Origin of the sequence: Halosolutus gelatinilyticus (assembly GCF_023028105.1) — an archaeon.
GTDB classification, from domain to species: Archaea; Halobacteriota; Halobacteria; order Halobacteriales; family Natrialbaceae; genus Halosolutus; species Halosolutus gelatinilyticus.
Genome location: NZ_CP095491.1, coordinates 2,224,302 through 2,247,503, shown reverse-complemented (window position 1 = coordinate 2,247,503; position 23,202 = coordinate 2,224,302). Strand labels below are relative to the sequence as shown.

The window sequence follows — 23,202 nt, the reverse complement described above, 5'->3', positions numbered from 1 at the left end:
TCAGTCGTCGTACCGTCGCAGTTCGATGACGAAGACGGCGCCATCGTCGTCGTTCGCCTCGATCCACACGTCGCCGCCGTAGCGAGTGACCAGCGTGTCGACGAGATAGAGGCCGATGCCGGAGCCGGTGCTCCCGAGTCCGCGCTCCCCGCGGCCGAACACGGTATCCCGACGGTCGGGGGGAATGCCCGGGCCGTTGTCCGAGATTCGAACGGCGACCGTCTCGTCCTCGAGTTCGACGGAAACCTCGACGCGCGGCGTCTCCGCGTCGTTGTGCTGGACCGCGTTGTTCAGCACGTTTCGGAAGACGGTCGAGAGGAGGTGATCCGCGAGGACGTCGACGTCCGGAACGGTTCCGTCGACGACGAACGCCGCGTTCGCGTACGTCTCGCGGCGCCGCTCGATCGCCCCGGTGAGCGTCTTCTCGAGCGAGATCGGCTCCAACTCGTGGTCGTCGGTCGCGTCCCAGGCGTCGGTGAGCGCCTGTAACGTGTCGGTGAGGGCGATCCCGTCCCGCGCCGTGTCGAGTATCGTCTCGAGGATCGTGCGCCCGTCCGCGTCGACGCGATCGGACAGCACTTCTCCCCACCCGAGGACGACCGTCAGATCGTTTCGAAGGTCGTGGCGAATGATCCGATTCAGGAGGACCAACTCCTCGTTCTGGCGGGCGAGCATCGCCTCGTTTCGCTCGAGCTGTCGGCTCAACACCGACGCGTCGTGAAAGACGTATGTCTGGCGGGCGACCAGCGAGAGTAACACGACCGCACCCAGTCCGAGCCCGACGCGGCCGAGGGCGCCCACCCGGGCGGTGTAGCCCGTTACACCCATCGCGATCAGGAACGGGACGTACGGCGCGATCGTTTCCCAGAACTCGTAGCGGCGACGGTCGCTCGCGACCGGGGGCTGCGCCGTCGCCGGGTGGAGCGCGGCGAGCGCGATCACCAAGTACCCGGCGAGCCAGACCGCGTCGATTTCGTTGTAGACGTACCCCCCGTTGAACGACATGTAGGCGAACGCGCTGTCCGCGAATACCCAGGCGAAAATGCCCGACGCGACGAGCGTGATCGCGATCCGACGGCGACCACGGGCGCTGGCCGCGACCAGGAACGCGATCGACCCGACGACGATGTCGAGCATCGGGTACGCAAGCGAGACCCACAGCGTCACCGGGTCGACGTCGGTGACCGCGAGGATCGGCTCGAGCACGACGTGCCAGCTGATCGTCAGCAGCGCGACCGCGACGAGGAGACCGTCGAGGACGATCCGGAGCGTCCCCCCGAGCCGGTGCTGTGCGACGGTGATCACCAGCAGCCCGACCACGACGAAGAGGTAGCCCCCGAGATAGAAGATGTCCGGGACGCCGGGATAGGGGACCCCACCCAACCACAGCTCGTAGCTCAGCCACGAGAGTTCGCCGGCCGCGAAGAACCCCATGCCGACGGTGACGGACCCCCAGCCGAACGCGTCGAGCGCCTCGCACCGGCTGGTCAGGATCCCCAGTGCGGCAGTCGCCGCCACCGCGCTTCCAGCCAGAACGACGTTCGAGAAGACGATCGTCGACCGGGGGTCACCGAAGCGCATGTAGACGGTCGAGAGGAGGACGAATATCGCGGCGGCCCAAACCCACCAGTGCGAGAGCGGGTCGAATCGCACTCGCGTCGATTCGGATTCCGAACTCGAGTACTCGGACCAGCTGGATTCCGGCTCCGATGACATCGCTAGGAAGTACATCACGCGAAGCAGCGTTAAGACGCTATGGCACTCAACGGTACGTTCGCCGGACGATCACTGGCGCCGACAGGTCGCCGATCGACGGCGTTGCGAAACGCTCTCGATACGCCGTTTCCTACATCCGCTGGATGACCGAGGTACGCGTCGTCACAACGGAGGAAGAGCGGGCCGACGCCCTGGCGGTTCGCCACGAGGTGTTCGTCGAGGAACAGGGCGTCGACGAGGACCTCGAGTACGACGAGCACGAGGACGACGCCGATCACTTCGTCGCCTACGACGGCGGCGACCCGATCGGCGCCGCGCGGCTCCGAGAGGGCGAACCGGGGCTGGGAAAGGTCGAACGCGTCGCCGTGCTCCGATCGCGGCGCGAGGAAGGGGTCGGACGCGACCTGATGGTCGCCGTCGAGAAACGGGCGCGCGATCGGGGGCTGTCGGCGCTCAAACTGCACTCCCAGACGCACGCCGCCGAGTTCTACCGCGAACTCGACTACGAACGCCGCGGCGAGGAGTTCGACGAGGCGGGGATTCCCCACGTGGAGATGCGGAAATCGCTGTCGTGATCCCGCTCGCGACTGAACCAGCGGGTTAGTCGAGTCGCGGCACGTCGCCCGTTCGCTCCTTTCGGATGAGATCGCGCACGAACAGTCGAAGCTGACGCGTCAGGTCCCGGCGGTTCTCGTAGGAGTAGATTCGGGCCTCCCACCGATCGCGGACCGCGGCGATCATCGCGCTGCGGACGCCCGACTCGTGGACGAACATGACTCGCTCTCGGCGGTGGTCGGCGGTCTCCTCGTCGAACAGCGCCTCGAGGACGGATCCGACCTCGATTCCGACGCCGAGATTGTCGCCGACGGCGGGGACGACGTACGCGACGGCGTTGCTCGCCCGGGCGAACGCGATGCTCTGCGTGGCGGCGTCCATCTCGGACAGCGGCACGTCGACGTCGATCGCGAGAAACGCGTTGACGCCCGCCGTCGTCCGGAGGTGGTCGCGAACGGAAAGCAACAGGTCGAGCGCCGCCTCGTCCCGATCGAGTTCGTGATCCGAACCGATGAGCGTCCCAAAATCGACCGATTCGGGGACCGCGTCGGGGTCGATGTCCGCGAGCGCGCGCTCGGCGTCGAACGCCTCGTACGGCCCCATCAGGTAGACGAGAAACCGCGACCGCGGCAGGTCGCCCAATTCCTCGACGATCCGATCGCGCATACGCACCTGCTGCTCACGGGCAGTATATAAATCCAGGCGGTTTCAGCGGTCGCTGACTCAGGGAACGCTTAACTGGCCCGGGATTCAATCGAGAGTATGGCGGAATCCGGACGCTCGGCGCGACGGGCGGACGACGGCCTGCTCCCCGAACACAGCGTCCTCTCGTTCGAGGAGTACCTCGCGATGCAGCGGTCGATCGGGAACGAGACGCGGTTTCGCGTCCTGAACGCGCTGGTCGAGGAGGGGCCCCAAAGCGCCAGCGAACTCCGCGATCGGCTCGGCGTCCGGTCGAACACGTTGCACTACCACTTGGACGAACTCGTCGACGTCGGACTCGTCGAGAATCGAAAGCGCAAGGATCCCGACGCTGACGGACTCTACTCGTACTATCGGGCGACGTCGCTCGGCGAGGGGATCCTGGAACACGGCATCCGCGAACTCATGCGCCGGGAGTGGGATTCCCTGGAGGAGTACGGCTGAGTCGGCCGGTCGAATCGGGCCAGCGTTCTCCGTCTCGACGAGCATCGACGTACCACTACCGCCGTTTTGAACGTCACGTCCGCCGAACGTTCCGTTTCGCGGCGACGCTCACGTTCTCCCGAACCGATCGCGAACGCCTCTGCCGGCGAGCGCCACGGTCGCGAGCGCCGTCGCCGCCGCGAACGCGACGACGAACGCCGAGGTCGGGTCGGCGATCGTGTCGAGTTCGCCCCGGACGAATTCGGCCGCCAGGACGGTCGCGACCGCGACGAGGACGAGTCCGCCGAGGTTCGCGGCCGTCGAGTTCGTCTCCGGAACGACGTCGGGATCGTTCAACAGGACGAGGATCACGACGAGCGCGAACGGCGTCCCGACGAGGCCGAACGCGAGCACGAGGACGAGAAGCTGGAAGAAGGCGCCCTCGAGGAAGGCGCCGCCGGCCGAGGCGAGCGCGACGGCGACGAGCGCGGTGCGGTAGCGCGGATCCTCGACCGACTGCTCCCAGTCGAGTTTGTCGGCGAGGAGGTACGGCGGAACGATCGTGTTGCCGCCGAGCGTGGAGACGGCCGCCCCCCACAGCCCGAGCAGGAACAGCCAGGTCGCGTGGTCCCCCGCGACGGGGCCGAGCGCCCGTGCGGCCTGCACCTGATCGATCGATTCCGGATCGAGGCCCGCTTCGGGGAGGACGCTCGCCGCGACGAGGAAGATCGCGAGGCTGAACAGGCCGAACGCGACGAGCATCGAACTCACCACGTCGAACGTCGCGATCCCCAGATCGCGTTCGGTCCACCCCCGTGCGCGCATCGTGTAGCTCTGCATTGTCACCAGCGTGATGTGGACCGCGCCGCCGAGAACGCCCGCGGCGACGACCGCGCCGCCGACGCCGGCCGGAATCTCTGGATCGAGCCCGGTTGCCGCTGCGCCGGGTTCGATCGGGACGATGATCGCCGACCCGACGAAAGCGAGGACGACCAGCGAGACGAGGAGTTTCGCGCCGATCTCGGCGAGGCGATAGCCGCCGCCGGCCAGCCCGAGCGCGAGCGCGAGCGCCCACAGGACGCCCCAGAACCGCGGGTCCGCGAGGACGGCGATGCCGACGTCCGCACCGGCGACGATCGTCGCGCTCACGTCCGCGACCGTCTTCATGATCACGAGCTGGGCCAGCCCCGCGGCGAGGACGGCGTCGATCACGAGCACCCAGGCCCAGCCCGAGCCGAGATGCTCGTCGACGACCGCCACGATCCCCGCTTCGGTGAGCAATCCGAGCCGCATCGCCAGGTACTGCGCGACGGTTCCGAGAACCGCCGACAGGACGACCACCCACAGCAGCGCGTAGCCGAAACTCGCCCCGGCCACGAGCAGGCTGACCATCGTCGCCGGCCCCGCCGCGATCGCGCCGGCGAGCCAGGCCGGTCCCAATCGCCTCGCGAACGCGTCGATGCGTCCGAGTCCTACCGATTTCGTCTCGGTTTCCATCGACGGTTCTTACGAGACGAGCTATAAAACCCCGTGGTATTCATCGGTTGTTGTCGCGGGACAGATCGATCGCCCCGCCTGCGATCGATCTCGGACTACCCCTGCCAGTTCGGGTTCTCCCGCGGCGGGCTGAAGATGTCGACGCCGCGGACCGTCTCGTCGCCCCGGTTCTCGGCCGCGTGGGGCTGCTCGCCGGGGATCGCGTAGGAGTCGCCGGGACCGCAGACGATCTCGGCCCCGTCGGTGCGGAAGACCAGTTCGCCCTCGTAGATGAACCCGGTCTGCTCGTGCGGGTGGCTGTGTTCCTCGACCGCCGCGCCGGGTTCGATCTCGAAGTGCTGAACGTTCATCGATTCGGTGCCGGCCATCAGCGCCAGGTGGACGCCGTCGGCGGCTTCTGACGGTTCGAGGTCGGCGAGTGGAACGCGATCCATGCGTCTCGCAACGGAGCGCGATCCCTCATAGTTTCCCATTTCGGTCCTCCGAGTAGCGGAGCGCGGAATGCGGACGCGCGGCCGCGCTCGGCCGGCGGAATGCCGGCGCCGTCGTCCTCGACGTAGAAGCCGTCGTCGAGGTCGCCGATCGTCACCGTCACGTTCGCGCTCCCGTGTTCGATCGCGTTCCGGAAGGGGTTCTCGAGCAGTTGCTGGGGGCGGCTTCGATCGGGACGAGCCGCGCCCTCTCCGTCCGGGCCGATCGGGGAGAAAGCGCCGTCCCGGGATCAGTTTCGCTCCGCTTGGGGAACCTTGAACTGGGCCGACGCCGCACCTCGAACCATGTACGCCGTCGTCGGATGTAGCGAGTGCTCGAACCTGTGGCTCATCGAGGGGCGATCGGAAACGACGCAGTGTCCCCGCTGTGGCTCGCGGAAAGCCTACGAGAAGCGCAAGAAGTTCGTCGAAACCGACGACGTCGACCACGCCCGCGAGGTCCGGGCCTCGATGCTCGCGAACCGACAGGGCCAGGGGGAGGCGTTCGCCGAACTCGACTCCTTCGCGGACCTGGAGGACGACGTGGCAGACGGCGTCGTCGACGACGACGAGTACCTCACGGAGTCGGGCCTCGACGTCGACGAGATCGCGGCCGCCGGCGATCGCGACCCGCGCGGCCCGACCCGCAGCGGCAGCAAGAAGGAGATCGTCGAGCGGGCGCTCGCGGACCTCGATCGACCGACGGAGGACGAGATCGTCGACTACGCGGACGCACACGGCGTCCCGGCCGACTACGCTCGGAACGCCCTCGAGAAACTCGTCCGGCGGGGCGAGGCGAGCGAGAGTCGCGGCCGGTACCGGCGACTGTAGACCGCGGGCGCGGCGCGATCGCCCCCGCGTCCGCCGAACGGTAGGGCTTTGCGTCGGCCGCCGAAAGGGAACGGAGATGGCTCGAACCGTCGACGCGCAGGCGCTGACGATCGGCGTCGGAACGATCGTCGCCGTCGCCGCCCTCGGCTACGGCACGCTCGTCAGCGAGACGCTTCTCGGCGTTCGGACGACGACGCTGGCGACGGGGACGTTCGCCCTGACGTTTCTCGCGATCGCCGTCCTCCACGGTGCCTACGGCCGCGCGGATCTCGCCGGCGCGAACGCCCTCGCCGGGATCGGGTTGCTCCTCGTGACGATCGCGACCACCGGGCTGCAGGCCGCGGCGGGACTTTGCTTTCTGGCGATCGGCGGCGCGTACGTCGCGATCGTGACGGTTCGCGCTCGACGCGAGGGTCCCGATGCGGCGGGAGAAACGCTGCGGCGGTGATCGGCGGTCGCGGGTAGCGACCTCGACGACGGTTAGCGGCCCAGGTCCTCGTGGGCGCTCGCGAGGTGGTTCGACGCGAGCGCGGCGAGCAGGGAGAGTTCGCCGGCGAGCGCGCCGACGGCGATGATCTCGGCGAGCGCGTCGGCGTTCGAGCCCGCCGGATCGCCGCCGCCGCCGACGCCGAGCACGTCGAGCGCCTCGGCCTGCGTCGGGAGTTTCGTTCCGCCGCCGACGGTACCGACCTCGAGCGAGGCCAGCGAGATGCTGGCGTAGAGGGCGGCAGTTCCGGCCTCGCGCTCGTCAGACCGATGCGACTCCGGCGCCTCGCGCGTATCCATCGTCGTGATCGCGTTCGCCCCCTCGACGACCTGGGCCTCGTCCTGGCCGGTCGCGAGGAACGCCGCGCCGACGACGTTCGCCGCGTGGGCGTTAAAGCCCAGGCTGCCGGCCTTGGCGCTGCCGATCAGGTTCTTTCGGGTGTTGGCCTCGACGATCGCCTCCGCCGTCGTGTGCAGGCGATCGGCGACGACGTCGCCGGGGATCACGACGTCCGCCGTCACGGAGCGGCCCCGGCCCTCGACGGCGTTGATCGCGGCGGGTTTCTTGTCCGAACAGAGGTTGCCCGAGACGGCGACCAGCGAGGCCGGGGTTTCGGCCTCGACGACCTCGCAGGCCGCCTCGGTCGCGATCGTAGCCATGTTCATTCCCATCGCGTCCTTGGTGTCGTAGGCGAAGCGCAGGTAGACCGAGTCGCCGACGACGTAGGGGTCGACGCCCAGGAGTTCGCCGTGGCTCGTCGTGGACTCGGCGGCCTCCCGGAGCGGCTCGACGTTCCGGCGGACCCACTCGACGGTCGTCGCTGCTTCGGCCACGCCGTCGACCCGAAACACGGGGGCGCGGGTCATCCCGTTCTTCGTGACCCGGGCCGTCGCGCCGCCGGCCGATCGGATCACCGAGAGACCGCGGTTGACCGACGCGAGCAGCGCGCCCTCCGTCGTCGCGAGCGGGAGGTAGTACTCGCCGCCGGCTGCGCCGCCGTCGTTCGCAGCACTCGCCGAGTGCTGCGAGCTCGATGAGGAACCCTCGCCGTTGACGGCGACCGGGCCGACGACGCCCATCGGCACCTGGGCCGCACCGATCATGTTCTCGATCGCCGACTCGGCCGCCTCGGCGGGGAACGCGTAGTCGCCGATCGCGTCGAGGTCGGTGCCGGTTTCCCCCTCGACGAACAGCCGCCGGGCCTCGACCGCGGCGTCGTGGTCGGCGTGGTCCTCCAGTTCGTGGATGCGAAGGTCGCCCTCGCGCACGCGGTCGGCGAGGTCCTGTGGGTCGGTCATGGGTTGGCCAAGACGGCCATCGTTCCTAACAGTTGCTGATCGTCGCGACGCGGTACCGATCGAGCCCGGTCACGACTCGGTCGCCTGCGACGCTCGGTAACCGGCGACGGCCTCGTAGTAGGCGGCAATCAGGAACACGCTTCCGGCGATCGCGACGATCGCCGTCCACTGCAGTCCCACCGCGTCGGAGGCGATCGCGGACCCGAATCCCGCCGCGGCGACGGCGGCGAACCAGAGTCGATATCTCGGGGAGACGTCGTCGCCCGTCGCCGCGAGGTAGAGCTGCGGTCCCACGACGGCGACGCCGACGAGGAGCAGGTACGCGAGCAGCGGGGAGTCGTCGACCAGAACCCCGAACCGGTGTTCCGCGACGGTGAGCCCGAGAAATCCGATCGCGAAGATGAGAAACGCCCCGGCGATGACGCGGTTCTCGCGAGAGACCATGGAAGCAGTTCGATCGGTGACACCTAAGTTCTTGTGTTCGAGACGACGGGTCGGGCGCGAGCCGATCGATTCGATCGTCCGCTCGCGGTGTCCGAGAGGGCGACGCTCGGCGCTCACTCGGCGCCGGAAGCGGGCGTCGAGTCGGAGTCGTCGTCGAGGACGGTGAACGCGGTCGATCCGCAACTGCACCCCTCCTGTCCGATCACTTTGAGCGCCCCGTCCGGCCACAGCCAGGCGGTGTACACGGACCCGCACTCCTCGCAGGCCGCGAGCACTCGCCGCACGTCGTCTCGTTGCGCCATCGCGAGTGGCTAACGATATGATACATTATGCCATGAATCTACCCATTCACGGGGAGAGATGAAACTCCGACCGGGGTGACGCAATCTGGTCGGGAACGTGAATCGAACCCAACTGTTTTGCTCCTCGCCCGCCCGCACTCTCTCATGACCGAGGCTGCGGATCTCCTGCTGACGAACGCGGCGGTGCACACCCTCGCCGATCCCGATCGGCTCCGCGAGGCGGTCGCGATCCGCGACGGCGAGATCGTCCGCGTCGGACGGACGTACGAGGTCGAGTTCCTCGAGGGCGTCGAGACCGATCGGATCGACTGCGAGGGGCGGACCCTCCTGCCGGGCTTCGTCGACGCGCACACGCACATGGAGCAACTCGGCCAGCACCTCGTGCACGCGGATCTCTCGGCGGCCGCGAGCGCAGAGGAGTGCATCGATCTGCTCGCGGAGCACGCGGCGACCGACCCCGATCGGGAGTGGATCCTCGGGTTCGGCTACGACGAGAGCGAGTGGGACGATCCGCGGAAACTCGTCCGCGACGACCTCGACGCCGTCAGCGAGGAGCGCCCGGTCGTCGCCATGCGGGTCGACCTGCACACCGCCTCGCTGAACTCGGTCGCGCTCGACCGGCTGGGGGACGAGATGCCCGACGCCGACCTCGGGTTCGACGGCGGAAAGCCGACGGGCGTCGCCGTCGAGAACGCGGCCGAGGTCGTTCGACGCGAGATCGCGGCCGATCGAGCGGAGATGCGCGAGGCGATCGCGGCCGCTGCGGCGCGCGCCGTCTCCCTCGGCGTCACCGGCGTCCACGACAAGGTCCGCGACTCGGGAGCGCCGCGGGTGTACCGCGAACTGGCGGCCGCCGGCGACCTGCCCCTCCGGGTGCGGATCGACTACTGGAGCGACCACCTCGACGCGCTCGCCGAGGTCGGGTTGGCGACCGACACGGAGGGCGGAAGCGACGAGTCGTTCGTCCAGACCGGCGCGATCAAATCGTTCTCCGACGGCAGCATCGGCAGCGAGACGGCGAAGCTGCTGGAGCCGTACGTCGGCGGCGACGGAACCGACGGCGGAGCCGCGACCGGCGACACCGGGGGTGCCAGCGGCGACGAGGACGAAAACCGCGGCCAGTGGGTCGTCGACCCCGACGACCTCGCCGCGATCGTCGATCGGGCCGCCGCCGAGGGCTTTCAGCTCTCCGTCCACGCGATCGGCGACGAGGCGATCGAGGAGACGCTGTCGGCCCTGGAGGAGACGCCCGCTCCCGGCGCGGCCCGCCACCGGATCGAGCACGTCGAACTGGCCACCGACGAGCACTTCGATCGGATGGCCGACGCCGGGATCGTCGCGTCGATGCAGCCGAACTTCCACCGCTGGGCGGGCGAGGGCGGCCTCTACGACCAGCGACTCGGCGTCGAGCGCCGCAAGCGGACGAACCGATTCCGAGACGCGCTCGATCGCGGCGTGCCCCTCGCGTTCGGCTCCGACGGGATGCCGCTCGATCCCCTCTACGGCGTCCACCACGCCGTGAACGCGTCCGAACCGTCGCAGCGACTCTCGGTCACGGAGGCGCTGCGCGCCTACACGCTCGGCGCGGCCTACGCCGGCTTCGACGAGGACCGACTGGGCACGATCGAAGTCGGCAAGCGGGCCGATTTCGTCGTCCTTGAGGAGTCTCCGTGGGACCGTTCTGGCGAGATCGATTCGATCGACGTCGCGATGACGATCGTGGACGGCGAGGTCGTTTTCGACGATCGGTAGGCGATCGGCCGCAAAAGCCTACCGCGTTCTACTCGGTACCAGACGAACGCGGTGTTCTCATCGATCGCGTCTACAGCTGAGACGCCTCCGACCGTGACCGATACTGGCGACGGGTCTATGTGATCGGCGACCAAACGAGAATCAAATGACGGATCGTCGGCGGATCGAGCGGTTCCTGCGATCGAAACTCCAGGAGGCGGGCGCGCAGTACGAGGAGTTACGCACGTCGACCGACTCGCAACTCGACGAGGCTCGCGAGGCCTATCGGGTTGCGCGGAACGCGCGGGAGCTGCCGTCCGACGAGGAGGGCCGGGTGAAGATCGTCTGTCGACGCTACGCCGAGCGGCGAGCGGCGATGCTGGACGACGAGTTCCGGCCGGCCTGTTACGAGGTCGGTCACCCGGACTGCGAGGGCTGCGCCGAGGACGTCAGGGAGGGGCGGATCGAAACCTGGTAGCATGAACCGTCCACTCGTCGCTTGCGTCCTCGCCGGCGGAACCGGAACGCGGCTGTACCCCGCGAGTCGTCCCGATCGGCCCAAACAGTTGCTCGCGCTCGGCGGCGATCGATCGCTGCTCGAGCGGACGCTCGATCGGGTGGCGATCGCGGACGAGCGCTACGTCCTGACGCGGGCGTCGCTCGCCGACGACGTTCGAGCCGTCGCGCCCGAAGCTGGGGTGCTGGTCGAACCCGCGGCCAGGGACACCGGCCCGGCGCTGGTGTACGCGGCGTGGCGACTGCGCGATCGGTTCGAGACCGACCCCGTGTTGCTCTCGCTGCCGAGCGATCACCACGTCGCGGACGGGACAGCGTTCGCCGCGGCGCTGAAGCGCGCGGCGCGGATCGCCGCCGAGACGGACGGTCTCGTCACCCTCGGGGTCGAACCGACGCGCCCGGCGACCGGGTTCGGATACGTGCTGCCGGCCGCGGACGCTGCCGACGACGCGTACGCGCCGATCGATCGGTTCACCGAGAAACCCGACCGCGAGACGGCGACCGATCTCGTCGACGCCGGCGCCTACTGGAACGCGGGGATCTTCGCGTGGACGCCGAGTGCGCTCCTGCGGGCGGCGCGCGACTCCCCGCTGGCACCGCTGGTCGCAGCCCTCGAGGACGGCGACCCGGAACGCGGGTTCGACGCCGTCGACGCGGTGAGCGTGGACTACGCGATCATGGAGCGAACCGACGACGCCTACGTGACGCCGCTGTCGGCGGGCTGGGACGATCTCGGGACGTGGGACGCCGTCGGCCGAGTCCGACGCGACGATCGAACCGCGGATCCCGACGGCACCGTCGTCCTGGACGGCGACGTCCGCTCGATCGACGCCGCGGAGAACGTGATCGCGGCCCCCGGTCGCGAGGTGTCGGTCCTCGGCGTCGAGGGGGTCGTGATCGCCGCGTACGACGATCGCATCCTCGTCGCCGATCGCGAGCAGGCCGATCGCGTCCGCGAGATCGTCGCGGCCCGTCGCGAGCGCGAGTCGCGGTGAACCGTCCGGAGCGGCCCGACCGTCGTCGCCCTCGCCCGCCGCGTCACTCGTCCGCCGTGACGACCCGGTCGACGACGTCCCGATCGCCGTCCTCGTAGACGTACGTCTCCTCGGGGACCTCGTCGGCCGTCAGCCGGTGGCTCCCGTCACAGAACGGAAACGAGTCCGAGAGGCCGCACTGACAGACCGCGACGTCTCCCTTCTCGTCGTCGATGTCTTCGGGGGCGAGTCTTCGCGGACCGTTCGCGTCGAGTTCGACCAGTCGCGTCATGCCCGGCGATTGGCGCCTCGGAACCGAAAGCGTTCCTCCGATCGGGCGGTTCGGAGCGGGCGGAGTTCAAAACGAGCGACGCGAGTGAGAACCGCGAGTAACTCAGCGGCCTCGCGACGAGCGCCGAAGGCCGAGAACCGCGAACGCGAGCGGGAAGCGCGACCCGTCGGCCCGCGATTTCGGCCGGAAGAACGACGTGACCCGCGGGCAGCGGGGCGATTTCCGGGACTTCCAGAACGGCAAACTACTTGACGACGGTGAATCATCTCGAACCTGTAGCAGGATGGAACCCTACGTCGAAGGAACGACGTCGATCGCCCTCGCGGTCGTCAAGACGCTCGTGCTGCTCGTCGGCGGCACCATCACCTACTTCGCCTACAAGGCCTACCGCCGGACCGAGCAGCGTGCGCTCGGGATGCTCGCCGCGGGGTTCGGGCTCGTCACGCTCGGGTTCGTCCTCGCCGGCGTGCTGTACGAGCTGCTCGAGATCCCGCTGCTGCAGGGAATCCTCCTGGAGAGCCTACTGATGCTCGCCGGATTTCTGGTGATCGCGCGCTCGCTGTACGTCACGTAGCGCCGGCGCCTCGCCCGTCGGAACCCGAAGTTCTCGCTCGTCGAATGCCGGGACAAGCCATTAGTCCGCGGTCGTCGCACCGCAGGACGATTCGAATGCGAGACGGAACGGTCCGCCGTCGGGATGGCTAACGCGCCATCGCGACTCGACGCGACCCCGAACCCGGAACGGGTGCCGCGAACCGACGGCACGACGACGGACGACGGGCGATCGACCGCCGAGACGCGAGGAGCCGGCCGACCGGGTCCCTCCCGCGACGCGGCGTACGGGTACGCGTTCCTTCGGGCTGCAGGGCACCTGACCGACCCGGTCGAGCGCGAGACGGCCTACGCGGACGACCGCAGCGTCAGCTACGTCGCCAGCGTCGACGGCCCGGTTCGGCTCGGCTACTTCGAGGTTCGGACGGCGACGGCGACGGCCGAACACCTGTACCGGATCGTCCGCGGCGTCGCCCGTCGGACGCGCCTGCAGTACTTCTGGCTCGTCGATCCGGACACGGGGGTCGTTCGGGTCATCCGGATGGCCGGACGGATCGCCCGGTTCACGTACGATCCGCGAGCCGACTCCGCGGCCGATCGGGAACGACTCGAACGAGCGCGGGAGGACGTCTCCGCGCTGTTCGATCACCGCGCCGTCGTCGATCGACTCGCCGAGGACCTCCGCGCGCAGCGATCGGCGCTGGCGAGCGCGCTCGCGGCCGCCGACGGACGGCCGCTCGCGAACCGAGAACGGCTGCGCGCGGCCCAGCGATCGCTCGACCGGCTCCTGTTTCTGTACCTCCTCGTCGAACGCGGCGTCGTCGTCCCGATCGACGACGAGGGCGACCTCGCTCCGGTCGAGACGCGTCGGCTCTTCACGGCGATCGCCCGGGAGTGCGACGACGTGTGGGCGTCCCTCGCGACCGTCGTCGACCGTCTGCACGGCGACATGCCCGACGCGCTCGACCTGGCCGACGGCGTTCGACTGCACGTCCCCTCGATCCTCCCCGCCGACAGCGACCGATCGCGAACCCGCGGGGATCGACGCGATCGGACCGCGGAAGATGGCCCCTCGATCGTGGCCGACGGATTCGACTGGGAGGGGTTGGTCGATCGGCTCGCCGCCTACGACTGGCGTCTCGACGGCCTCTCGGCGACCGGCGCGCCCGGGGACCGGGAGGGGAACGCAGACGCCGATGCGGACGCGGCGGACGGCTCCCGCGGGACGGTCACGCCCGCGGTACTGGCCGACTGCAGCGAGCGGTTCGTCGGCGCGACCGCCCGCGACGGGGGTCACCCGCCCGATCGGCGGGGAGACCGCGGCGATCGATCGAACCCACGCGCGGCCGACAACGGGGCGGTGGGGGCCTACTACACCGGCGAGCGAATCGCGGACTTCGTCGCCCGGCGCGCGCTCTGGGAGGCGCTTCGCGAGGCGATCGAGGCCGACCTCGCGGCGGGAACGGCACCGCCGGAGCTCGAGCGGGGCGAGCTGTACCGCCCGGCGAGCGGCCGTCGCCCGTCGATCGAGGCCGACGGACGCGACGGGTTCGACGCGCTCTACGAGACCCACGGGACCGACGAGGCCGTCCTCGCGTACGTCGATCGGAAGTTGCGCGACCTGACCGCGTGCGATCCGGCGGTCGGCGGCGGCGCGTTCGCACTCGCCGTCGCGAACGTCTGCTTCGAGTGGCGATCGATGTGCCGGCCGACCGCCGACGCGGCGGCGCTCCGCCGCGAGATCGTCGCCCTCACCGTGTACGGCGTCGACGTCCGCGGTCGCGCCGTCGACCGCTGTACGCGCCGGCTCCAGCTCTGGTTGCTCGCCGCGACGACGATCGAGATCGAGGGGCCAGCCGCGGAGCGATCGTCGATCCCGACGCTGCCGGCCGGGAACGTCCGGCGAGGGAACAGCCTGTTCGGGTTCGTCGACGCCGACGCCGTTGACGGGATCGAAACCGGCGACGACGACGGCGAGAGCGCGAGGGAGACGGCCGATTACGCGACCCGCCGTCGAACGCTGGACGACCGCTACGCCGCTACCAGACGCGATCGGGAGACCGGGAAGCCGCTTCGGTTCGAGGACCACGCCGGGACGACGCGCGCGGACACCGAAACGGCGCGTTCGGACGTCGACGCGGCTCGCGAGGCGTGGACGGCGCTCCGGATCGGCGATTCCGACCCGAGGGCGCTCTGCGTCGAGGTGCCGTCGGGAATTCCGGACGGCCTCGAATCGGCGCTGGAGGCGGACGGATTCACGACCTACCGGTACAAGGCGCGGCTCGAACGCCCCCGCGAGGGGTCGTCCGCGATCGATCGCGATCGGCTCGCCGCGCTCGTCGATCGACTGTGCGATCGCTTCGACGATCCCGGCGCGTGGTCGCTGTTCGTCGAGCGGGAGTACGCGGGTACCGATTTCGCGCCCGACGGGCTCGACGCCTGTCACTGGCCCCTGGAGTTTCCGCGGCCGTTCCGCGAGGGCGGCGGCTTCGACGTGGTCGTCTCGAATCCGCCGTACGGCGCGGCCGTCGGGCCGGAGGCGGAACCGCTCCTGAAGCGCGGGGACGACTACGAGTGTCGGAGCGCGAACGACACCTGCGAGTGGTTCGTCGAGCGCCTGCTCGAACTCGCCCGCGAGGACGGCGTCGTCGCCTGCGTCGTCCCCAAGAGCGTCGCCTTCTACACCACCTGGCGCGACGTCCGGGCGCGACTGCTCGCCGAGACGACGCTCGCGCACGTCTTCGACGTCGGCCTCGGCTTCGTCGACGTGAACTTCGAGACGATCGCGATCGTCGGAACGCTGGCGGAGCGGCCGCGAGCGGACCGCGTCGAGGGCGGCGACCCCCCGAGCGACCGATCGATCGGTCCGACGATCCACCGCAGCCGCGATCGGCGCGAGACCGGTGTCGTCGCCAACGAGCCGATCCACCTCGGTCGGGTCCCCCAGCGGTACATGCGGGACGCCGGGACGATCATCTTCAGCCCGATCACGGACGCCCAGCGCGCGGTGCTGGATCGGATCGTCGACGCCGATCGGCGCCTGGGCGACGTCATGTCGACGTCGGAGACGACGCGACAGCTCTACGTGCCGGATCGGACGAAGGCGACGCTCGGCCCGGGAGACGATCCGTTCGTCGAGCGGGTGCCCTGGGTTCGGCCCTACCACCTGACGGACGTCTGGCACGCGGATCTGAGCGACTACGCGGACGCCGTCGACGAGTACGCCGTTCCGCGGGTGATGCTGAAGGTCCTCCGGGGCTCGCGGCTTCGCGCGTGGCTCGATCCGAACGGCGACCTCGTCGGGACGGAGAAGCTGGTGAACGTCCCGCTGACCGACAGCGACGGCGCGGAGCGGGCGTTCGTCTACGCCGCCTGCAACCACCCGTTCGCGTCGTTTTACCTCCAGAAGGCGATCTTCTCGGAGACGACCGAGACCGCGCGGGTGATGGACGGCCAGTACGCCCGCCACATCCCGGTTCCGGACCCCAACCCGGCGATCGAGTCCGCCGTCGCCCGGCTGGCGTGGGCGACGACGCTCGCGAGACAGCGCGCGTTCGATGCGAATGACGGCGAGTCCGCAGCGCCGGACTCGATCGACGCCGAGAATCGTGAACTGCCGCTCGAAACCGCGGCAGCGCGCCTTCGACGGGCGCTAGAGGCGCTCGTCGCGGCGTGTTACCTCGAAGCGGACGTTCGCGAGGAGTGGGCGACCGATCTCGATCGGCGCGGCCCCGGCGAAGACCGCGTTCGGGACCTGTTCGAGGAGTTCCACGCCGAGTGGTTCGGAAACCCTGATGGCGATCCGCCGGCGCGCGAGGACGAGCTCCGGACGGCGATCGCGGAAACCGTCGCCGTCGTCGACGAGTGGGCCGTCGATCGGTTCCACGAGCGGCGGGAACTGGCCGTCGTCAGGGACGTCCTGAAGTGACCGGCGATCGTCCCGGCGTCGACGCCGCTCGGCGGCCCCGAGAGCGGGCGGCGATCACTCGTCGCGGTCGAGGACGTGCGCCCGGACGGCGTCGGCCACCGAGTCGCGCGACGGCCGGGCCTCGATCAGCGTGACGATCCCCAGGAACCGGTTGCTGACCTCGACGATCGGCACGTCGGCCTGCACCACGTTCTCGATCGGCTCCTGGTTCCACCGACAGCCCGCGGTCTCGTAGTGCGAGTCGGCCCGCCAGTCCTGGAATCGCGCGATCGGCCCGACGTCGCTCCGGCCGTGTTCGAGGAGGAGGATTCGCCCGTCGGGTCGACAGACGCGATCCATCTCCCGGAGCGCCGCCACGGGATCGGGGAACGTGCAGGTCGACAGCGACGAGATCACGGTGTCGAAGCTGTCGTCCGCGAACGCGAGGTCCTGGGCGTCCATCTCCCTGAGCGCGCCGTCGATCGGCAGGTCGTCGAGCCGCGTCCGGGCCTTCGACAGCATCTCCGGGCTGATGTCGATCCCGACGAGGTCGACCGACTCGGGCAGGTACTCGAAGTTCGGCCCCGTGCCGCAGGCCACGTCGAGGACGCGTCCCTCGGCGTCGCCGAACAGTTCCCGGCGGTACCGGCCGGTGAGCCGGCGATCGAGCCAGTCGAATCGATCGGCCCAGTCCGCGCAGTCCGCGTAGACCGCGCGGATCTCCTCGATCGACTTGGGACGACGCGCCGCCGGATCGCGTCCGTCGTCGGCCGCGGTGGTGTCCGCCGTCATCTCGATCACCGCCACCTCGATCGGCGACGAGGGGGTTCGTCGGAGCGCCCTCGACGCCCGCGATCGGCTCGCGGTCCGTCCGCCGTTCGACGCCGCCCGGTCGATCGCCGAACTCGGCAAAGCTGTTGCACAACCATCACGTTCCCGGTACGATCCGGCGCGTCTTAGAGGTGTGCCACGGGCCGGCCGCGTTCGCGGAACCCGCCGAGTTCCGCCGCGAACCCGTCCGCATCCCGGACAGTCGGAATAGCGACGATCGATCGACAGTACGTCGATGCGCTGTGGATGTTGTGCGGACGGATGGCGCGGCACCATCCGACGCGATCGCCTCGGCGCCGTCGACGGGTCGTCCCCGCGATCGGCGGCCTACTCGCGACCGGCGCCGTCGAACAGCTCGGGCGAGACGACGCAGCCGCAGGGGCTGGCGATCGTGCGTCTTGGTGGCGATACGTCGATCGTGCGGGACGTTTATATCCCGGTAGAATGAACCGAATCATGGCTTCAAACCCTTGGAGGGTGGAAGCCACGTCTCGGGTGTACCAGCACCCGGGGCATTTCACTCATGCCCGTCGGTGTGGCTTCCGTTCTAATTGTTGATGCACCGTTACTTATAACTACTGCAAATGTGGCGGAACAAGCAGGTACGCGTCGGGCCTAGTCGATGACTGTGGTGGCTGCTCGCAGCTCAGGAGGTCATAGAGTAAAATATCTGAATCTCCACGTGACCACGGTCCCTCTCCGATTTTAATCACCGACTTGCCGACCAGTTATCCCCCGGCGATGTAGTTTGAGATGAACGGGGCGTTCAGCGGACTTTCACGGGCGTTACTGCCGATCGGCTCCCGGACACGGCTCGCGGTGGGCCGGCGGCGAACAGTTGTACTCGCCGCGGTGATCGCTCCCGCAGATCTCGCAGTCCTCGACCCGGTCCGACGGTGGGAACCGCTCTGCGCCGCAACACGCGTGCATGGCGTCGAGGATCACTCGTTTGCAAACGCCACTCGAAGCACCTTCGACTCGGCTTTCCGCAGGTGTTCGGCCGCGGTGCTGGGCGCACAGCCCATCCGCTCGGCGATCGCTTCGTAATCCCCCCGACGAGGGACCTCGTAGTACCCGATCGCGAGTGCGACCTCGACGGCTTCACGCTGGCGTGGAGAGAGTAGCGTTCCGACGAGACCTGGCGTCGCACCCATCCCGCCCACCTCGCTTATCGTTACCTCGAAGGCGTCGGGAACGCCCTGGACAGCCGCTTGGACTTCCCCGGCCGGGCCGACTATTGAGAACGTTACGGAGCCGTCGCCACCGTAGATCAGCGGCGGCATGACGAGCAAGCTTTCGCGCGTGAATGTGCTGAAGAGGCGATGAGACAGCTCATTCAACTCGTTCCGAAGATACGCGTAGAATTCACCTTCGCCGACCGAGACGATCTCGAACTCCAGCACTTTCGGAACTGCTCGCACCTCCTCGCGGAACGCGTCAACGTCGCCCTCGGCGTAGATCATCAGCCCGAGTCGATCGCCCGAGACGTTCCAGTGGAGGCCGACCACTCGGTCGAGATACGGGGCGGCCGAGAGCGCCCGATACATCTCGGGGAGGTCATCCCCGGCGTCGGCCGGCGTGACGGTCAACCTGACGTGCCGCATCGAGTACCGCTTCGGCCTCCACGGCTTAAACCTCCCGCAGGGTTCCGGCAGCGACGATTCGACGCCGAGCACCTTTCCTCTAGTTACCATGCGAATATTCATCGCTGGAGCAACGGGCGTCATCGGACGTCGGTTGGTCGAACGGCTCGCCGATGGCGGACACGAAGTAGTCGGACTCGTGCGGGACGACGACGGTGCAGCGCTCGTCGAAGAGCGGGGCGGCACGCCTCGATATGGCGACGTACTCAACCCCGACACGCTTGCCCCCGCGATGGCTGGGTCGGATATCGTCGTCGCCGCCCAGACCGCGCTGCCGGTGAAGGACAAACCGACGGACGAAGACTGGGCACTGAACGACCGGGTCCGGGTAGAGGGAACGCGGAACCTCCTGGCTGCCGCCGCCGAGAGCGTCGAGCAGTTCCTCGTCCCGAGCGTCGTCTGGGTCGCCCGCCAGTCCGACGGCTCGCCGTTCGACGAGAGCGCCGACCGTCACCCGGACCGAGCCACGCAGTCCGCGGCCGACGTCGAGGATCTCCTCGAGGATGCGTCGTCGGAAGAGAACTTCGACGTCACGATCCTGCGACTGGGCTTCCTCTACGCTCCGGACGCCGGCCACACCCACCAGATGGGTGAACAGCTCCTCGCCGGCGACTTGCCGATCGTCGGCGGTGGCCCGCTGGGCCGTCGAGATGCAGAACTGTCGCTGCTACACGCCGACGACGCGGCATCGGCGTTCGTCGCCGCGATCGACGCGGACGCGACCGGGCTCTACCACGTCGTCGATGACGAGCCAGTGACCGTCGCCGACTTCTTCACCGCGTTCGCGGCGAAACTGGGTGCCTCGACGCCCCGTCGAATACCTGGATGGCTCGCGCGATTTTTCGTCGGCCAGGAGCAGGTGAACGTGCTCACGAAGCCGTTCCCTACCACTGCCGACCGGTTCCGCCAAACCGTGGGATGGGAACCGGCGTATCCCACGTACCGAGAGGGACTCGAGACGATCGTTCCGGCGTGGGTGGAGGACGGGACAGTCGAGGATACCGGTTCCGGATACGAGTGGGCCAGCCCGCAAGCCAAGAGGCAACAGCAGATCGTAACGGGAGGGTGAACTATCCACGCCTGTTCACTCGCGGTTATCGCCGCTCGTTCTTTGAGGGAGCGTCGATCGGTGTGATGAGATCAGACGACCGCCGGTGCAGTTTGCGAAGAGGGTCACTATACTGGAAGACGATTGAGTTGAAACCCTTGCTGAAAAACCTGATAGCAACCCCCTCACGCTCCGACCAAAGCGGATACCCCAACCGAATGAGCGCCAATCCCATCGGCACCGCCAATATCCGATCTTGTGGGTGAAAGATTACGGCGACTCAAACGAACTCGCTCACGATTCGGGCAACGCGGCCTACTACCTATCCGAGGATGCACAAAAGCCAGCGAATAACAAGCGAAATGTAAATGCAGCTCGGATAAATTTATGTACGATGTCCATGACTGTGCGTCCTCGCTCGGTGACGATGCTCCCGATCGCCAACATCGCCATCCCCACCGCCTTCATCCTGCTTATTCTGCTCGCGGGCGGACTGATTATCGGGGGGACACTACTCGGTCTCGTCTATCTCTTCCGTAGGTTCTCTAGCGGATCGAAAGAGCGTTCGGGACGGTGACGCGGGAACAGACACGTTCCAGCAAAGCGTGGTATAACGCGCTCAGTCGGTACTACGACGTCCTCGTCGATCCCTTTCAGGGCCGTCTTCGGCGACGCGGAATCGATCGCCTCGGCGTGTCTCCCGGGGACCGCGTTCTCGACGTCGGCTGTGGGACCGGCCGTGGGGTCGCCACATTGCAGAACGCCGTTGGATCCGACGGCCAAGTCGTCGGGATCGACGTTGCAGAGCAGATGTGCCGGCTCACACGGGATCGCCTTGACGACGAGGATCCGTCCGCAGTTGTCTGTGGCGATGCGTTGACGTTGCCGTTCGATACCGACAGTTTTGACGTCGTTCTCGCGAGTTTCACGCTCGAACTGTTCGAAGGCGATCACCGGACGACTGTGCTCGACGAAATCCGCCGTGTGCTCATCCCACGGGGTCGAATCTGTGTCATCAGCCCCTCGACAGCGAGCAAGACCATTTCTCCACTCTATACGCGGCTCAACGACGTGTTTCCTACGTTGGTCGATAGTCGACCTCTCGATGTCAGCGCCGTCCTTGCCGAAGCCGGTTTCGAGACTACCCAGACGCAAATCGAGTGGGCGCTCGTCGTTCCGGTCGAACTCGTCGTTGCTCGGTGTGGGTCACGCACCTGAGGCAGATTCTCCGACGCCGACTGAGCCGTCTCTTCTGGCCACGTTCACACTCGAGATACGCGCCTTCTACTCAGTAACCCCGATCGAACTACCGGTCGCTGTTAAAAACAGCGCGCTGAACGGAGAGGATGTATTCCAGACGGGGCTCACGTTGGTTCGCCCAACCAGTGTTGAATTACCCCGAAAGAGGACCGCTTACTGACCGCTGAGAGGGCAGAAACGCAATGCACTGCGTGAGTGGCTGCCAAGTAGGCTTCCGCTCCAACGGGTTTTCGAAGTCCCCGAAGCGGGTCGGCACCCGTGACGAACGGATCGGCGTCCATCGAGGGAAACTCATATGGCGTTGAGCACCGCCCTCAAGCCATATCGTCGACCATCTCGGCAAACTCCTCGGCTGTGAATCCGCGAAGCGTCTCGGCGGTCGCGTTCCCTTCCTCCAGTACGCTTAACACCGCCTGCGCCGCAGTTTGATCGTCCGGGAAATCGCAGATCGAGACGGAGTCGTACTGTCCCATCAGCAGGTAGTACTCGCGAAGTTCGCCACCCAACTCGCGGAACCGATCGGCGACAGGGTCGACGTTCGATGGGCTGTCCCGCACCGTCTTAGCGCCCTCGGGGGTGAAGTTCCAGAGGGTGATATAGGTTGGCATTGCACATGAACTGGCGACGGTAGAGAGGATAAACCCGGTGCACCACCCTCTGATATGTCTGACACCTACCATTTCTTGGGATCGGAAAGGGAGATTCCGATCCGCGTGTTCCATCCTCTTCCCGTACTCAGCACGGCGATCGTGACAGCTATTTGTGGTTTTATCGGGCGGTGCTGAATACGGGACGCATATACAGCGGACTCCTCGTACTTCCGTGACCGTTCGGTGAATCGCGGACGCGTTTCAGTGCGGCATATGTAGTTGCGAGTGCGATACCGTCAAGGGACGCTTCTCGCGTAGCGCAAACCCGGCCACGGGCGTTGCGGTACGGTCGGCACGATCACGCCTGCCATCCCACACGGATAGTATTGAGAGTGCGAACGGACGCTCCTGCTGGATCGAGCAGCAACGTTCTACCGGGGCCGGATGGATGGACGCCGAGAGCGGGTGTCGGGCTCTAGCGTCATCCAACACGGCCGCCTACGAACGTTCCGCGATAGATAGTTGATTCCTCATCTCCGACCAGCTCGTTCCCTTCAAATCGGTGCATATCTCCGGTGACCGAGCTGCGATAGGTCAGTTCGGCGGATTCGAATAGTGGTGGCCCTCGGTAGGGCCGATCGGACGTGGCTTGTTTGAGAGCGTCTCGGAGGAACGAGTATACAGTAGTCCGATCTGCGTTTTTGGAGATTAGATCGCCGTAGTAGCTCATTCCCCAAACGGGCCGTCCGTCGAAGATGACGATTTCACTCCCGAGAAAAGCCTCAGACCCGTAGTAGTGATCTCGATACGTCCAGTCGTCACGATCATACGTGATGACTGTTCCTTGCTGTTCCTCATCAGCGTCTGGTTGGGCCGTAGCGTACCCGTTTCTATGCGCTTTTGCAACGAAATCCGACAGATCATGCATACTAATTCGATTATTCGGCTGCCGGTAAGTACCTGACCTGTACTGATCGATCCGGCCGGTCTCCCAGTAGAATGTAGCGCCCACTGTTCCGGCGAGCGGGTACCGGGCTGGTGGTCGGTTGTACTGATCCGTGGCACGGACAGCGTGCTGAACACAGAGGATACAGTCGGCGAACCGATACCGCTTGGTCCCGAATTGGCCGTCA

At 67.5% G+C, this 23,202-nt stretch carries 24 protein-coding genes and 1 pseudogene; 11 read left to right on the top strand and 14 right to left on the bottom strand.

Going from position 1 to position 23,202, the window contains the following annotated elements:
- Entirely contained in the window at positions 1–1,716 is a 1,716-nt protein-coding gene (locus MUH00_RS11015; protein WP_246998446.1) for a sensor histidine kinase, read from the bottom strand.
- Between the two features lie 143 nt (positions 1,717–1,859).
- Here MUH00_RS11015 and MUH00_RS11010 point away from each other — a divergent pair, with 143 nt between their 5' ends.
- The gene (locus MUH00_RS11010; protein WP_246998444.1) at positions 1,860–2,291 is read left to right on the top strand and encodes a GNAT family N-acetyltransferase; all 432 of its coding nucleotides are present in this window, start codon (positions 1,860–1,862) and stop codon (positions 2,289–2,291) included.
- Between the two features lie 25 nt (positions 2,292–2,316).
- Here the strand turns inward: MUH00_RS11010 and MUH00_RS11005 are convergent, their stop codons facing one another.
- Positions 2,317–2,937: a DUF7509 family protein gene (locus MUH00_RS11005; RefSeq protein WP_246998442.1), complete on the bottom strand. Its 621-nt coding sequence runs from the start codon at positions 2,935–2,937 to the stop codon at positions 2,317–2,319.
- Positions 2,938–3,033: 96 nt separating this feature from the next.
- Here MUH00_RS11005 and MUH00_RS11000 point away from each other — a divergent pair, with 96 nt between their 5' ends.
- Positions 3,034–3,417: an ArsR/SmtB family transcription factor gene (locus MUH00_RS11000; RefSeq protein WP_246998440.1), complete on the top strand. Its 384-nt coding sequence runs from the start codon at positions 3,034–3,036 to the stop codon at positions 3,415–3,417.
- A 108-nt stretch (positions 3,418–3,525) separates the two neighbouring features.
- Here the strand turns inward: MUH00_RS11000 and MUH00_RS10995 are convergent, their stop codons facing one another.
- From MUH00_RS10995 to MUH00_RS23085, 3 genes and pseudogenes are all read right to left on the bottom strand, one after another.
- Positions 3,526–4,893: an NRAMP family divalent metal transporter gene (locus tag MUH00_RS10995; RefSeq protein WP_246998438.1), complete on the bottom strand. Its 1,368-nt coding sequence runs from the start codon at positions 4,891–4,893 to the stop codon at positions 3,526–3,528.
- Between the two features lie 95 nt (positions 4,894–4,988).
- The gene (locus MUH00_RS10990; RefSeq protein ID WP_246998436.1) at positions 4,989–5,327 is read right to left on the bottom strand and encodes a cupin domain-containing protein; all 339 of its coding nucleotides are present in this window, start codon (positions 5,325–5,327) and stop codon (positions 4,989–4,991) included.
- A gap of 80 nt (positions 5,328–5,407) precedes the next feature.
- Positions 5,408–5,563: pseudogene (locus MUH00_RS23085) on the bottom strand (ATP-binding protein); the annotation flags it as partial.
- 106 nt (positions 5,564–5,669) lie between these two features.
- On the opposite strand from MUH00_RS23085, the gene MUH00_RS10980 reads away from it, so the two are divergent.
- A complete protein-coding gene (locus tag MUH00_RS10980; protein ID WP_246998434.1) occupies positions 5,670–6,194 on the top strand; it encodes a DUF5817 domain-containing protein in 525 nt (174 codons plus the stop codon).
- Between the two features lie 76 nt (positions 6,195–6,270).
- Complete coding sequence (locus MUH00_RS10975; RefSeq protein WP_246998431.1) at positions 6,271–6,642, top strand: hypothetical protein; 372 nt, start codon at positions 6,271–6,273, stop codon at positions 6,640–6,642.
- Positions 6,643–6,674: 32 nt separating this feature from the next.
- Here the strand turns inward: MUH00_RS10975 and hmgA are convergent, their stop codons facing one another.
- The 3 genes from hmgA to MUH00_RS10960 form a co-directional block, all read right to left on the bottom strand.
- Positions 6,675–7,979 carry a hydroxymethylglutaryl-CoA reductase (NADPH) gene (hmgA, locus tag MUH00_RS10970; RefSeq protein ID WP_246998429.1) on the bottom strand — a complete coding sequence of 435 codons (1,305 nt, stop codon included), beginning with the start codon at positions 7,977–7,979 and terminating at the stop codon, positions 6,675–6,677.
- Positions 7,980–8,048: 69 nt separating this feature from the next.
- Positions 8,049–8,423 carry a hypothetical protein gene (locus tag MUH00_RS10965; protein WP_246998427.1) on the bottom strand — a complete coding sequence of 125 codons (375 nt, stop codon included), beginning with the start codon at positions 8,421–8,423 and terminating at the stop codon, positions 8,049–8,051.
- Positions 8,424–8,536: 113 nt separating this feature from the next.
- A complete protein-coding gene (locus tag MUH00_RS10960) occupies positions 8,537–8,725 on the bottom strand; it encodes a hypothetical protein (RefSeq protein ID WP_246998424.1) in 189 nt (62 codons plus the stop codon).
- Between the two features lie 144 nt (positions 8,726–8,869).
- On the opposite strand from MUH00_RS10960, the gene MUH00_RS10955 reads away from it, so the two are divergent.
- The 3 genes from MUH00_RS10955 to MUH00_RS10945 all read left to right on the top strand — a co-directional run bounded on the left by MUH00_RS10955 (position 8,870) and on the right by MUH00_RS10945 (position 11,967).
- Positions 8,870–10,477, top strand: a complete 1,608-nt coding sequence (locus MUH00_RS10955; protein ID WP_246998422.1) for an amidohydrolase — start codon at positions 8,870–8,872, stop codon at positions 10,475–10,477.
- Positions 10,478–10,622: 145 nt separating this feature from the next.
- Positions 10,623–10,934, top strand: coding sequence for a DUF7091 family protein (locus MUH00_RS10950; RefSeq protein WP_246998420.1), 312 nt, complete (start codon positions 10,623–10,625; stop codon positions 10,932–10,934).
- Between the two features lies 1 nt (position 10,935).
- Entirely contained in the window at positions 10,936–11,967 is a 1,032-nt protein-coding gene (locus MUH00_RS10945; RefSeq protein WP_246998418.1) for a mannose-1-phosphate guanylyltransferase, read from the top strand.
- Between the two features lie 43 nt (positions 11,968–12,010).
- On the opposite strand, the gene MUH00_RS10940 is transcribed toward MUH00_RS10945, so the two are convergent.
- Positions 12,011–12,238 (bottom strand): CDGSH iron-sulfur domain-containing protein, encoded by a 228-nt coding sequence (locus MUH00_RS10940; RefSeq protein WP_246998416.1) that lies wholly within the window; start codon positions 12,236–12,238, stop codon positions 12,011–12,013.
- A 283-nt stretch (positions 12,239–12,521) separates the two neighbouring features.
- On the opposite strand from MUH00_RS10940, the gene MUH00_RS10935 reads away from it, so the two are divergent.
- Both MUH00_RS10935 and MUH00_RS10930 read left to right on the top strand, forming a co-directional pair.
- Entirely contained in the window at positions 12,522–12,812 is a 291-nt protein-coding gene (locus tag MUH00_RS10935; RefSeq protein ID WP_246998414.1) for a DUF7521 family protein, read from the top strand.
- Between the two features lie 123 nt (positions 12,813–12,935).
- Positions 12,936–16,718, top strand: a complete 3,783-nt coding sequence (locus MUH00_RS10930; RefSeq protein WP_246998412.1) for an Eco57I restriction-modification methylase domain-containing protein — start codon at positions 12,936–12,938, stop codon at positions 16,716–16,718.
- Positions 16,719–16,772: 54 nt separating this feature from the next.
- Here MUH00_RS10930 and MUH00_RS10925 read toward each other — a convergent pair whose 3' ends face one another.
- From MUH00_RS10925 to MUH00_RS10915, 3 genes are all read right to left on the bottom strand, one after another.
- Complete coding sequence (locus MUH00_RS10925; RefSeq protein ID WP_246998410.1) at positions 16,773–17,489, bottom strand: class I SAM-dependent methyltransferase; 717 nt, start codon at positions 17,487–17,489, stop codon at positions 16,773–16,775.
- 825 nt (positions 17,490–18,314) lie between these two features.
- Positions 18,315–18,473 (bottom strand): hypothetical protein, encoded by a 159-nt coding sequence (locus MUH00_RS10920; protein WP_246998408.1) that lies wholly within the window; start codon positions 18,471–18,473, stop codon positions 18,315–18,317.
- Positions 18,470–19,204: a helix-turn-helix domain-containing protein gene (locus tag MUH00_RS10915; RefSeq protein WP_246998406.1), complete on the bottom strand. Its 735-nt coding sequence runs from the start codon at positions 19,202–19,204 to the stop codon at positions 18,470–18,472. Before MUH00_RS10915 ends, MUH00_RS10920 begins: the two co-directional genes overlap by 4 nt.
- 16 nt (positions 19,205–19,220) lie before the next feature.
- On the opposite strand from MUH00_RS10915, the gene MUH00_RS10910 reads away from it, so the two are divergent.
- Entirely contained in the window at positions 19,221–20,240 is a 1,020-nt protein-coding gene (locus tag MUH00_RS10910) for an NAD-dependent epimerase/dehydratase family protein (RefSeq protein ID WP_246998404.1), read from the top strand.
- A 552-nt stretch (positions 20,241–20,792) separates the two neighbouring features.
- A complete protein-coding gene (locus MUH00_RS10905) occupies positions 20,793–21,437 on the top strand; it encodes a class I SAM-dependent methyltransferase (protein ID WP_246998402.1) in 645 nt (214 codons plus the stop codon).
- Between the two features lie 356 nt (positions 21,438–21,793).
- On the opposite strand, the gene MUH00_RS10900 is transcribed toward MUH00_RS10905, so the two are convergent.
- Together MUH00_RS10900 and MUH00_RS10895 are read right to left on the bottom strand one after the other, a co-directional pair.
- Entirely contained in the window at positions 21,794–22,087 is a 294-nt protein-coding gene (locus MUH00_RS10900; RefSeq protein WP_246998400.1) for a GYD domain-containing protein, read from the bottom strand.
- Between the two features lie 463 nt (positions 22,088–22,550).
- Complete coding sequence (locus MUH00_RS10895; protein WP_246998398.1) at positions 22,551–22,997, bottom strand: DUF5680 domain-containing protein; 447 nt, start codon at positions 22,995–22,997, stop codon at positions 22,551–22,553.
- Positions 22,998–23,202 lie beyond the last annotated feature (205 nt).